Source organism: Candidatus Thiosymbion oneisti, assembly GCF_004359955.1.
Classification (GTDB): Bacteria; Pseudomonadota; Gammaproteobacteria; order Chromatiales; family Chromatiaceae; genus Thiosymbion; species Thiosymbion oneisti.
Genome location: NZ_SMSC01000010.1, coordinates 60,469 through 72,662, shown reverse-complemented (window position 1 = coordinate 72,662; position 12,194 = coordinate 60,469). Strand labels below are relative to the sequence as shown.

Genomic DNA, 12,194 nt, shown 5'->3' with positions numbered 1-12,194 from the left:
GCTAAGCAATCACCGCACCCTCTTCTCTTCGGCGCCTGCCCGGCGCTGCTCGATCAGCCCGATCACGTCATTCACCATGGCCGCGGCGATCAGCCGATTGCCCGACCTGGATATGGGTCCGAAGTCCCGATAATGAGGTTCCTTCAAGTCGTGGAACAGCGTGCCGATGTCGTGAAAATGCGGACGGCTGTTCAGGGCTTGGGAGCGTTGTATCCGTCGGTAGATGGCGTCGTACATCTGCTCCATGTTGGGCGTCTGCTCTATAAAGAGCAATCGCTCAGCCCAATACTGCTCGTAGGGTGAGCGGTGGCGCTTGGAAAAGATGACCGGTTGCCAGTAGAACAGCGGGTCGAATCCGTAGCTTCGCCCTAGCGACTCGACCAGGGTGAGGTTGGCTTCGTACATGCGTACCGTTTGCCGGACCAGCGCGTCGTCGCTCGGCGGCGGTGGTGCTGCCTGCGGCCGCGGGCGGCGCTGCAGCCCTGTCGCCAAACGGTGGAATCCCCAAAGATTTTCGATCGGGAACCTTCGTCCATAGATCCGTGCAAGTTGTTTCGGCCGCCAGCTGAGCCTGAATTCCGCACGCCGGACCGCCTCGGTTATCGAGAGACCTGCTTCATCGTTGAAGTAAGAGGACACCACATCGTTGATACCATCGTAAAAGAGCACGATGTCCGGCACCTCACCGCGCTGGATGCAGCGCAGCAGGGCGATCACTTCCTGGGTGCTGACATAGCCGAGCTGGCCGTAATTCGTCACCTCGGCGCGATACCCCTGCTCGTGCAACAGCTTGCTCAGATACGAGGCGATGGTATGGTCATCGCGTGCGCCCCAGCCCCACATAGTCGAGCCGCCGAAGGTGAACACGCGCACCGGCGGCGGATCGTCGGTGCCGTCCCGGGTTGGCGGGTTCCAGGTTGCCCGCAGACCGTTTTGATCCACGTTGAGGTACCCGCTCCGGTATGGGGCATGCCGCCAATAGACATACGGCTGCCAGACGTGTCGCCGGACCTCGTCAAATGCCTTGGAATACTCGCGCTTCCATTCGACGCTGTAATCCGCGTCGCCCAGTGCCGAGTCAACCGGCGCTGACCTATTGATCTTGTGCTCGGTCAACGGCTGACGCTCCACGAGCCAATCCCAGGTTGTCAGCGCCAGGCGCAGCCCCGCCTCACAGACGATGATCAGAATCAGGGTGACGCCCAGGAGCAGCCAGCCCGTGCGGATGCCCGATCCGACCGCCTGCAGTGATCGCAACAGGGTCTTTGCCATATCAAAACTGATGGAAATATTGGGATAATTCCTGCTCCGCCCGATGCGGGACCCAATAGCTGGTCGCATCCGGCTCGAAGCGCCGCTGCATCGGGTCCCGACCCAGTGCCCGCATCAGCAGCCCGATGGGGGTAATGACTAGATAATACATTAGACCTAAGACCAGGTGCGACATGACCCAGCCGATGGGAAACAGCAGATGCATCCAGCCCAGATACAGCGGCCGGCGCAAGGGCCGAAGGGCATAATAGATGAGGGTCAATACCGCGCCGAGGGTCCACACCAGGAGCGGCGCCGTCCACTCCCCCGTGCCTAACTGCACCATCCCGCCGATCAACACGAAGAAGACCAGCATCGTCACGCCGAACCAGGCCAGAACAGACTGCGAGGGGTAGGGATCGATGGAAATCAAGGCCATGTCGGTTCACTCTTTACGCCGGTCCTGCAAACACCGGGATTACTCGCGGTCGTCCTGGAGGATCGTTTCATAGTTCTGACCGCCGTAATAAACCCCTAGGACAGAGACCTGTTCATCGTCTATGGTGAAAGCGATCACTGTCCGCCTCTTGTAGTTTGTGATACGCAAACCGGGCCGAATATCGTCGCGCTTGGTGCCGCGATGGGGAAAGGTTTTCAGGTTCTCGCAGTAGCTGACGATGGCCTCAGTATAACGCCCCGCAACGCTCGGTGAGGCCGCTTTCGTGATGTAGTGATACAGCGCCGCAAGCTGTTCTTCGGCTTCCGGCGAGAAGACAACGCGATAGGTCATTGCGCTTTGGTGTGCTCAGCAGTGAGGCGGGCACGCACATCCTCGACGGTGACGGCGCGCGAAGGGTCGGCTCTTAGCGCATCGTAGGCCGGACCTACCTGCTTGCGCAGCCAGCTTTCCGCTCTATCACGTGCCATCAAGACGCGCAACCCGTCACAAATAACCTCGCTTTCGCTGGCGTATTCGCCTGCCTGCACTTTTGCCTGCACCACGTCGGCTATGTCATTTGGAAGGGTGATGCTGAATTGTTGCGTTGTTCGCATGATGCACCTCCGTTTCGCGGGCTCACAATTTGCTCAGCTCGGTTTGCGACCGATCATGGTAAAGAATCCGCCCTCGGCCTGACCCGGGGCGATGATCTGACTGGCCTGTACGACCAGCCGCTCCAGGGCCGTACCCCGCGGTTGCGGCTCGAACAGGCTCTCGCCGGCCAGGCCATCGTCATCCGGCCGCAGGGCCGGGATACCGCGCACGAGCTCGAGACCCGTCTGCTCGAACCACCGCAACACCTCACCGCAGGTATGTTTCGACTCGTGTGGGTGCAGATATTGATCGGCGAACCAGGCCTGTCGCTTGGCAGCGCTTACGCCGCCCCGGCGCAGGATAGGGTCGATCCACCTGGCGCTGCCGGGCAGCCGCCGTAACAGGTGCCGGCGCAGGTCGGTGGCCAGCCGCCCGTAGCGATTGTAGAGGCCCAGGACCAGATGCCCGCCGGGTTTGAGCAGCGGCACCAAGGCCATAAGTCCGCGGTAGGGGTCGGAGGTATGGTGTAACACGCCATTGCACAGCACCACGTCGAATCGGGCGGGCCGCAACGCCGGGCGGAACAGGTTCATTTGCATGAACCGAACCCGCACCAAACCCTGCTCGCGGCGAAACGCCTCACCTAACCGCAGGGAGTTCAGACACATGTCGGTGCCGATCACCCGTCGGCACGAGCTGCCCAGAAAGTTGGTCAATTGCCCCGTCCCGCAACCGATCTCCAGCACCTCGGCGTTGTAAGGGATCGTCTCATCCAACCGGCGGGCGTAGCGGCCCGCCCGTGCTTTCTCGATCAGCGCCCGCACCGAATCCTGGTCATCGTAGTTGGGGAAGGGCGTCTGCTCATAGAACGCCTTGACGATTTCCGTCCGATCGCGTGAGTCGCCGTACTGCTCGTGCGGCCAGAAGAGCTGCGGAATCTGGTCAGTGACGGCAAACTCATGACCGGTCTCGGCGCAGATGAGCCGGTCGCCGCGGCGCATCAGCGCCGCCGTGCCGCCGGCCACGCACGGGCTGGCCAGCTTGTCCTCGAAGACCTCGTCCGTGGTGCCGGCGCGGACCGCGGTTACCGTCGCCGGCTGCTCGGCCTTGCGCAGCACGTAATGGCCCATCGCCAGCAGGTCGATGTCGCAGGCCATGAACATGCGGTAGGCGTCCTGCGGCGTGCAGACGATCGGATCCCAGCCGAGGTTGAAGCTCGTATTGACCAGCACCGGGCAGCCGGTTTGGGCGTTGAATCGCTCCAGCAGCCGGCGCAGTAGTCCGTGCCGCCGCGGATCGACGGTCTGCACCCGCGCCGAGTAGTCCACATGGGTAACCGCGGGAATGACCGAACGCTGCCGTTGCAGCTCGGCGGTGCCTGCAGGGTCTTGTGGCTCGGGGGGGAGCCCCAACCGCTTATCCGCGCGCACCGGCGCCGTCAGCAGCATGTAGGGGCTTGCCTGCCCCGGCTCCAGCTCGAAATATTTATGGGCGTGTTCCGCTAGTACGATGGGGGCAAAGGGGCGGAAGCCCTCACGAAACTTCACCTTTCTGTTGATCGTCTCCTGCATGGCCGGATCCCGGGCGTCGCCGAGGATGCTGCGACTACCCAGGGCGCGCGGGCCGAACTCCATCCGCCCCTGGTACCAACCGACCACCTGGCCCTGCTCGAGGGCGGCGGCGACCTGCCCGCACAACGCCTCGTCGTCGTCCACGCGCTGGTAGATCGCAGCGACGGACCGGAGGAAGCCTGCGATCTGCCGATCGCCGTACTGCGGGCCGAGGAGTGAACCGCGTTGCGAATCTCCGGCCTCGGCCCGGCGCGGATTGTCCAGCAGCTGGTACCAGATGTACTGGGCCACCCCCAAGGCCCCGCCGGCGTCGCCCGCCGCGGGTTGGACCCAGATCGCCTCGAACGGCCCTTCGCGCAGGAGGCGCCCGTTGCCCACGCAGTTCAGCGCCACGCCGCCGGCCAAGCACAGCCGTTTCATGCCGGTCTGTGCCTGTACGTGGCGGGCTTGCCGCAGCATGATTTCTTCAGTGACTCGTTGGATCGACGCGGCGATGTCCATGTCGCTGCGGGTGATGGGCTGTCCGCCCCGGCGCGGCGGGCGCCCGAACAGTCCCTCGAATTTCCGCGTCGTCATGGTCAGGCCCTGGCAGTAGTTGAAGTACGACATGTCCAGGCGGAACGACCCGTCGGGCTTCAGGTCGAGTAGGTTATCAAGGATCAGGTCGACGTGCTTCGGCTCGCCGTAGGGCGCCAGGCCCATCAGCTTGTATTCATCGCCATTGACGTTGAATCCGACGAAATCGGTAAACGCCGAATAGAGCAACCCGAGGGAGTGGGGAAAGTGCAGCTCGCTGCTAAGCTCGATCCGGTTACCCTGTCCCACGCCGAAGCTGCAGGTGGCCCATTCCCCGACGCCGTCGAGGGTCAGGATCGCCGCCTCGTCATAGGGCGAGGGGTAGAAGGCGCTGGCCGCGTGCGAGACGTGATGCTGGGTGAACACATACTTCTTCCGGTACCGTCCGTGCAGTCCCTTAGCTATCTCGCGCGGCAGGTGCAGCTTCTGATGCAACCACAGGGGCATGGCCCGGAGGAACGACTTAAAGCCGGCCGGGGCGTAGGCGAGATAGGTTTCCAGCAAACGCTCGAATTTGAGCAGGGGCTTGTCGTAGAAGCCGACATAATCCAATTGCTCGGCGCTCAGGCCCGCTTCCCGTAAGCAATAGTCGATGGCCTGACCGGGAAAGCCGGCATCGTGCTTGTTGCGCGTGAAGCGTTCTTCCTGGGCGGCGGCGATGATCCGACCGTCCACGATCAGGGCCGCGGCCGCGTCGTGATAGAAGGCGGAAATGCCCAGGATCGCGGTCATACACTTGCTCCTACAGAAATCTGTTGCCGCACAGGGTCCGATTTGGTATTTAATGATGGTTTGAGATTGGAGGTCCGTGCAACCATGATATCGCCTGATCCGCGGTGTTCCGCCGGATCACCGCCACCATCGGCAGACCATCCGGGAGGATCGCATGGTCGAGTCAGATAACACGGGTGCCCAAGTATTCGGCTTAGCGCCATACGAGGCCGCGGTAGACGAAGAGTACATGAATCCGGATCAGGAGGAGCACTTCAGAGCCATCCTCCTGGCCTGGAAGCGGGAATTGATGGAGGAGGTCGACCGCACGGTGCATCATATGCAGGACGAGGCGACCAACTTCCCCGATCCTAATGACCGCGCCACCCAGGAGTCGGAGTTCAGCCTGGAACTGCGAACCCGCGACCGGGAGCGCAAACTGATCAAAAAGATCGATGAGGCCATCACCCGCCTGGACAATCACGAGTACGGCTTCTGTGAAGGCTGCGGCGTGGAGATCGGAATACGCCGTCTGGAGGCGCGCCCCACCGCGACCCTGTGCATCGACTGCAAGACCCTCGACGAGATCCGCGAGAAGCAGCACGGCTAAGGGCTAGCCGGGAAGAACGGCCCTCCGCTCGCGGTATTTGCCTGCCCGTGGACAGCTTGTCTGGGTTACGGGAAACCACGAAGCACGCGAATTAAGGATTTCGGCTCGTTCCCACGCTCTCGAACCACGGATGGACACGGATCAACACGGATTGGTCTCCATCCGTGTCGATCCGTGTTTATCCGTGGTTCTGTTTCCGGTTGTTATCTGCACTGACCAAGGGTTTTCACAGGCTGGATGGCCGCAACATCCCAGCGGTCTGCTCCGAGACACTCCGCGGCGCGGAGCTTCCGCGTTCCCACGCAGCGCGTGGGAACGAGAGAAATAACCAGGTGGTCAGCGTAGGGTCCGCTGTGCGGACCTTCTGAATGTCAACAATACGTAGGATGGGCAAAGCAAGCGCCCTTCGGAAGGGTTCCAAAGTTTCGGTTATGCTGCAAAGTTTGTGCGCTGCGACGACTGGTCAGGATGCACCGAGCGCAGCGTGCCCATCAATCCAGTCGCCAAGTACCGGCAACCAGGCGCGGGGTTACCCGGCCCAACCGGATCGCTGCTCCTGTTGCCCGATCACTGTATTTGGTGGGCAGCTGCTCCGGCAGCTTCGAAATCAGGCTCCGATGGACGCCCAGCGCCTCCGCCAATGCCTGCTTGCTCCCAAAGAGCTGAATCGCCTCTGCCTTGGTCATGCCTGCTGCCCCCCCGAAATATGAATATATTCACATAGAATATAGCATACGAACCGATTGCTCAAGTAATTTTTGAGTATGAACACATTTGGCGGTCGGGTTGCTAATGCAAGGGGACGGGTAAAGTTGAGACAGACCGAGCTCGCAGAGCGGGTCGGTGTAACGCCGGGCGCGATCAACAAGATCGAGTCTGGCGAAACCAAGGGGGCAAAGCCGAGTACACTGGCAGCCTTGGCGCGCACCCTCGGGGTCAGCATGGAGTGGTTGGCGACCGGCAAGGAAGGCTATGTCCTGGAGCCGCATGGCGACTATGCCGTGGAGCAGGTGAACCGTCTGTTGGCCGCCTGGGAAGGCCTGCCGCTCACGCTGCGGGTGCCCTTGTTGGCACTCATCGAATCCATGGCGGGGGTGGAGGATCCGACCGTCGGATCGGATTGATGCCCACCATTACCCATAGTTTTCTTTTATCCGCAGATTACGCAGATTGGTTCGTTTTTCATCTGTGGAAAGCTGCATAATCTGCGGCTTGAAAAGGCTTGCGGATGGCCTGGACGGAAATGCCCGTTAGCAGCAATCGCTAAGCGTTTGGCCGGGGAGGTCCAGGTTTGGTATTTCCCTTATCGATAAGGAACCCGACCATGGCAGAGCAGACCAGGCAAAACCGGACGGTCGCGGGCGGCCTGGGTGCGCTGCTTGCCAGTGCCCGACACCTGTGGCATCACCGCGTGGGGGATGTGAAGTGCCTGCTCAGGACCAACCAACCGGGTGGCTTCGATTGCCCCGGTTGCGCTTGGCCCGAACCCAGGCAGGCCAGCCGTTTGGAGTTGTGCGAGAACGGCATCAAGGCCATTGTCCATGAAGCGACCCAGCGCCGCATTGGTCGCGAATTCTTTGCCCGCCACACCCTGTCCCAATTGCGCGGCCGGTCCCACTATTGGCTGGAACAACAGGGGCGTCTAACCGAACCCCTGCGCTACAATCGTCACAGCGACCGCTATGAACCCATCGGTTGGGAAGCGGCATTTTCGCTCATCGGACGGCACCTCCGGGGCTTGGACCACCCGGACCAGGCGGTACTCTATACCTCGGGACGCACCAGTAACGAGGCGGCCTTTCTCTTGCAGTTGTTCGGGCGCCTGTTGGGGACCAATAACCTGCCCGATTCCGCCAATCTCTGCCACGAATCCAGCGGGGTAGCCTTAACCGAGGCCATTGGTACCGGCAAGGGAACAGTGACCTTGGAGGACTTCGCGCTGGCGGATGCCATCTTTGTTTTCGGACAGAATCCGGGCAGCAACCACCCACGGATGCTGACGGAGCTGGAAAAGGCCGCCAGACGGGGGTGCAAGATCGTCTCCGTCAACCCGCTCCAGGAAGCAGGGCTCACGCGCTTCATCAACCCCAAACACCTGGGGGCGACCCTGTTCCAGCGGCCCACTTCCATTTCCAGCCTTTACCTGCAACCCCTGGTCGGCGGCGACCTGGCCTTGATCAAGGGCATGATGAAGGTCCTCTTGGAACGGGAGACCCAGCCGGGGGGAGGGGTCTTGGACCAGGATTTCATCGACAACCACACCCAGGGGTTCACGGCCTGCGTCCGGGACCTTGAGGACACGACCTGGACCCAAATCGAAGCGGGAAGCGGCCTGAGTCGTGCCCAAATCACCCAAGCGGCCGAGCTCTACATGCAGGCCGAACGGGTCATTGCCTGCTGGGCCATGGGGCTCACCCAACAAAAACATGCGGTCGCTACCATCCAGACCTTGACCAATTGGATGTTGCTCGGTGGGAATCTGGGCAAACCGGGTGCCGGACTCTGCCCCGTGCGCGGTCACAGCAATGTGCAAGGGGATCGCACCATGGGCATTAGGGTGAAACCCGACCCGACCTTTTTAGAAGCCCTGGGCCGTGAGTTCCGATTCCGGCCCCCGCAAAGTCCGGGTTATGCTACGGTCGATTCCATCAAGGCCATGGCGGAAGCTAAGGTGAAGGCCCTGATCTGTATGGGAGGCAACCTGGCGGCCGCGGCCCCGGACCGGAACTACACCGAGGAGGCCCTGAGCGGGCTGCAACTCACGGTACAGATAAGTACCAAGCTGAATTTCAGTCACCTGGCTTGCGGTAAGGACGCCCTTATCTTGCCCTGTCTGGGTCGAACCGAGCTGGATCTGCAGGCCACGGGGCCACAACAGGTGACGGTGGAGGATTCCATGAGCATGGTCCATACCTCCCGCGGCCATCGTCGGCCGGCCAGTCCCCACCTGCGCTCCGAGCCGGCCATTGTCGCCGGCATGGCCAAGGCCGCCCTTGGTGAGCAGGGCCCCGACTGGGATGAACTGGTCGCCGATTATGATCGCATTCGCACCAGGATTGCGGCGGTGATTCCGGGCTTCAGGGACTACAACCGCAAGCTGCGGCAGGCGGGTGGGTTTTACTTGGGTAACAGCGCCCGCGAACGTCGCTGGCAGACCCCCACCGGCAAGGCCTGTTTTTTGGTGCACCCCCTACCTGGCCCCCAACTGGCCCCGGACCAGTTGCGCCTGATGACCCTGCGTGCCCACGACCAGTACAACACCACCATCCATGGTCTGAACGATCGCTATCGCGGTATCCAGGGGCGGCGCTTGGTCGTCTTCCTCCACCCGGAGGACATGCACGCCCGTGGCCTCAAGGAAGGCACGCGGGTCGATCTCATCAGTGAAGCCGAGGATGGCCTGCCACGCCGCGCGACGGGCTTCGAGGTAGTCCCCTACGCGATACCCAAGGGCTGCGCGGCTGCCTACTTTCCCGAAACCAACGTCCTGGTCCCCATCGACAGCTACGCGGACCGCAGTATCACCCCCACCAGCAAGTTGATTCCCATTCGCCTCCGGCCCGCGGGACTTGCTAAGGAGCTGTCTGGTTAAAAGCAATCCTGAAGGAACAAACCTGGGCCTGCGACCCGGATTTTGATCTAATGGGGCTAACCAGCGAAGATATCTTTCGGCTCAACGTTCTGCTCGCCAACAAGCCCCTGGCCATCCGGATCGACGAATCCAGGATGATCGTCTGGGGCCTGTCCGAAAGGGGCGAGTCCAAGGTCCCGCTCCACCCGGAGGGGCGCCCCGAGCACTATGTGCGCAGCGTCAGGGAGCTCATCTCCGGTCACATCCTCGGCTCCCCCGGTGGCTATCCGGTCTATCTCCGGCGTTGGACGCGTATGGGCCAGATGCGCGACGAGAGCCTGGAGCAACTCCTGATGCTGGGAGAGCCGGAGGCCGTGGTAGCGGCCGTCTGTGCCCCGGGCCTGACCGATGAGCTGGCAAGACGGGCTTGGTGGGCCATGGAAGATGCCGAGAACGCCCGCCACATGCTCGCCAATCCGGCCATCGTCGCCGGCAAGATGGGCCGGGTCCTCGCCCGTTACCTGCTGGAGTTCCTGCCTTTCGAGACCGAAACCGAGAAGATGACGGCGTCGGTCCGGCTTATCCTCCAGCCGGGGCTGATCGACGCCGAGGATCGGTTATCCCTGTGGAAAAAATCCGCCCGCAAGCAGGCCTATCTGGTGGGTTTCCTCCAGGCCCTGCCGGATGACCTGCCGCAACCCGTACCCGCCCGGACCGATGTCGAGGACCATGCGCGGCACCTCCGACCCTTGGCACAGGCCGGCAATCCATGCGCTGCCCTGCTGCTGCGCGTGCGGTCCTCGCCGGGCCAGACCTTTCTTAAAACCCTGGCGACCGTACTCGCCAAGCCCCCGACCCAGGACCTGGTCCAGGCCACCTTCGATCTGGTGCGCGCCTATTTCTCACCACTGCGCCCGGACGGCGATCCGGACTTGCCGCTGGCAGCCCTCGTACAGGATGCGCAGGACTATGCCCATGCCGGCAATAGCCCGGAGGACGTGCGTGCGTGCTGCGATGCGGCACCGGGCCTGGCACCGGAAATATCCGCCATGCGTCTACTTTCGGGTTTGGGCTATGGCGTGCTGAGACCCGTGCTACGAGACTCCACCGCCATCGGCAGCCTCATGCGCCGCAAGCTGCAACCGGTCATCGATCCCCTGTTGGAACAGATCGATAGACTGCGGGGAAAGCAGTAACCGTTGCTTAGGGCTGTAGGTTCCGGTAAGCATCGGGGTGAGGTTGCCGCCGCACTCCAAAACGTCCGGTGGTACCCTTCCATGATCGTTGGCAGTCCGGAATCCATAAAGAGCCTTATGAATTACACTGCCATCGTTGAGGAGCTGTCCGGTTAAAACGAATCCTAGCCCATGGGTAGTTCGATCCCCCAAACAGCGCCGAATCATTCAGGATTCCTTTATGATGCGGTTCGCCGCCTGCCGCTTGTCTGCCGGGCTTTTCCCATCCCTGGGGGTAGGTAGACCAGCCCAGGCAGGCGTGCTTGGGGCGGTGGGCAGGCGCTCACCACATCCTACACCCAAAGTGAGGTCCGCACGGGCAGGCCACGCGGGAGATACGGAACATGGCCTATTTCGACGTCTTCAACGGGGACGCGGACGGTATCTGCGCACTCCAACAGCTCCGGCTGATCGAGCCGCGGGAGGCAACGCTGGTTACGGGTGTCAAGCGCGACATCGGGCTGCTGGCGCGGGTTCAGGCAAACCCCGGCGATGAGGTAACGGTACTGGATATCTCCCTGGACAGGAATCGGGGCGCCCTCCTCGGGTTGCTGGAGCGCAGGGTTCGGGTCCGTTATTTCGATCACCATTTCCCTGGGGCCATCCCTGAGCACCCTGGGCTGGATGTCCACATCGAGACCCTCCCCCATAAAGGAACCAGTCTGCTGGTGGACGATTTCCTCGGGGGGAGATGCCGTGCCTGGGCGGTGGTGGGCACCTTCGGCGACAATTTCGAGGCGGCGGCGCGGCGGGCCGCGGGTCCCCTGGGGCTGGACGAGGCGCAGCTGGCGGCCCTGCGCGAGCTCGGGGTCTGCTTGAATTACAACGCCTACGGGGCCCGGCTCGAGGACCTGTATCTCGCGCCGGACGAGTTGTTCCGACGCCTGCGGCCCTATGCGGAGCCCTTCGCATTCATCGCCGCGGACCCTGCCTTCCGGACCCTCCGCGCCGGTTACACCGATGATATGGCGCGGGCCCAGGTCTTGAAACCGGAGCTCGCGGGCGACCGCCATGCCCTCTATATCCTGCCCGCCGAGCCTTGGGCGCGGCGCGTGAGCGGACTCCTGGCCAATCAGCTCGCCCGGACATCCGCGCAGCGGGCCCATGCCCTGCTGACCCGGCTGCCCACCGGCGGATTCGTGGTCAGCGTGCGTGCGCCGACGGCGATAGGAACGGGCGCCGATGCGTTGTGCCGCCGCTTCCCCACCGGTGGTGGCCGTCGGGCCGCTGCCGGCATCGATTACCTTCCTGACGATAGTTACGGCGAGTTTGTCAGGCAATTTATGGTCGCTTTCTAATTCCGTTTGAAGCCGGGCATTTCCGATCGAGGAAATCGTGGCAAAATCCCGCCCTTAGGATTTTTCAGGACAGCGCTCAGGATGTAGAGTTTTCGCTCCAACGAACCATGGCTTTCCCATAATGACCTGCAGGTGATGCTATGTTGTATACCCTTTTCATCCTGGCCGTCGGAATCCTTATCGGCTGGAATATTCCCCAACCGCCTTGGGCAAGGGATTTGCAGGATCGGGCCGTGCGCTCGGTCAAGGCCATGCTCGATAAAATAAACCGTTGAAGGCGTCCAGCCGAGATTCCCGTGCTCGGGAAGCCAAAGGCCGGTCCCGTTACGATCGAATGG

At 62.2% G+C, this 12,194-nt stretch carries 12 protein-coding genes; 6 read left to right on the top strand and 6 right to left on the bottom strand.

The annotated features are described in order from the left end of the window. Positions 1–9: 9 nt before the first annotated feature. From E1958_RS07325 to E1958_RS20210, 5 genes are read right to left on the bottom strand one after another with little or no spacing between them, the layout of a single operon-like run. On the bottom strand, positions 10–1,272 hold the full coding sequence (locus E1958_RS07325; RefSeq protein WP_133511305.1) for an SGNH/GDSL hydrolase family protein: 1,263 nt from the start codon (positions 1,270–1,272) through the stop codon (positions 10–12). Position 1,273: 1 nt separating this feature from the next. Next, positions 1,274–1,690 carry an SxtJ family membrane protein gene (locus tag E1958_RS07320; protein WP_133511304.1) on the bottom strand — a complete coding sequence of 139 codons (417 nt, stop codon included), beginning with the start codon at positions 1,688–1,690 and terminating at the stop codon, positions 1,274–1,276. A 39-nt stretch (positions 1,691–1,729) separates the two neighbouring features. After that, a complete protein-coding gene (locus E1958_RS07315; protein WP_133511303.1) occupies positions 1,730–2,041 on the bottom strand; it encodes a type II toxin-antitoxin system RelE/ParE family toxin in 312 nt (103 codons plus the stop codon). Beyond that, complete coding sequence (locus E1958_RS07310) at positions 2,038–2,304, bottom strand: ribbon-helix-helix domain-containing protein (RefSeq protein WP_089729431.1); 267 nt, start codon at positions 2,302–2,304, stop codon at positions 2,038–2,040. Before E1958_RS07310 ends, E1958_RS07315 begins: the two co-directional genes overlap by 4 nt. Before the next feature lie 33 nt (positions 2,305–2,337). Next, entirely contained in the window at positions 2,338–5,163 is a 2,826-nt protein-coding gene (locus E1958_RS20210; protein ID WP_165741824.1) for a carbamoyltransferase N-terminal domain-containing protein, read from the bottom strand. A gap of 154 nt (positions 5,164–5,317) precedes the next feature. On the opposite strand from E1958_RS20210, the gene dksA reads away from it, so the two are divergent. Further along, a complete protein-coding gene (dksA, locus tag E1958_RS07300) occupies positions 5,318–5,752 on the top strand; it encodes an RNA polymerase-binding protein DksA (protein WP_089729429.1) in 435 nt (144 codons plus the stop codon). A 491-nt stretch (positions 5,753–6,243) separates the two neighbouring features. Here the strand turns inward: dksA and E1958_RS07295 are convergent, their stop codons facing one another. Then, on the bottom strand, positions 6,244–6,438 hold the full coding sequence (locus E1958_RS07295; RefSeq protein WP_133511302.1) for a helix-turn-helix domain-containing protein: 195 nt from the start codon (positions 6,436–6,438) through the stop codon (positions 6,244–6,246). A gap of 78 nt (positions 6,439–6,516) precedes the next feature. Here E1958_RS07295 and E1958_RS07290 point away from each other — a divergent pair, with 78 nt between their 5' ends. From E1958_RS07290 to E1958_RS21625, 5 genes are all read left to right on the top strand, one after another. Continuing rightward, positions 6,517–6,876 (top strand): helix-turn-helix domain-containing protein, encoded by a 360-nt coding sequence (locus E1958_RS07290; RefSeq protein WP_133511301.1) that lies wholly within the window; start codon positions 6,517–6,519, stop codon positions 6,874–6,876. 200 nt (positions 6,877–7,076) lie between these two features. Further along, positions 7,077–9,344, top strand: coding sequence for an FdhF/YdeP family oxidoreductase (locus tag E1958_RS07285; protein ID WP_133511300.1), 2,268 nt, complete (start codon positions 7,077–7,079; stop codon positions 9,342–9,344). A gap of 50 nt (positions 9,345–9,394) precedes the next feature. Continuing rightward, positions 9,395–10,519, top strand: a complete 1,125-nt coding sequence (locus tag E1958_RS07280) for a sulfur reduction protein DsrS (protein WP_133511299.1) — start codon at positions 9,395–9,397, stop codon at positions 10,517–10,519. A 383-nt stretch (positions 10,520–10,902) separates the two neighbouring features. Beyond that, positions 10,903–11,856, top strand: a complete 954-nt coding sequence (locus tag E1958_RS07275; RefSeq protein ID WP_133511298.1) for an acetyltransferase — start codon at positions 10,903–10,905, stop codon at positions 11,854–11,856. 140 nt (positions 11,857–11,996) lie between these two features. After that, complete coding sequence (locus E1958_RS21625; protein ID WP_279381392.1) at positions 11,997–12,131, top strand: hypothetical protein; 135 nt, start codon at positions 11,997–11,999, stop codon at positions 12,129–12,131. Positions 12,132–12,194: the final 63 nt, after the last annotated feature.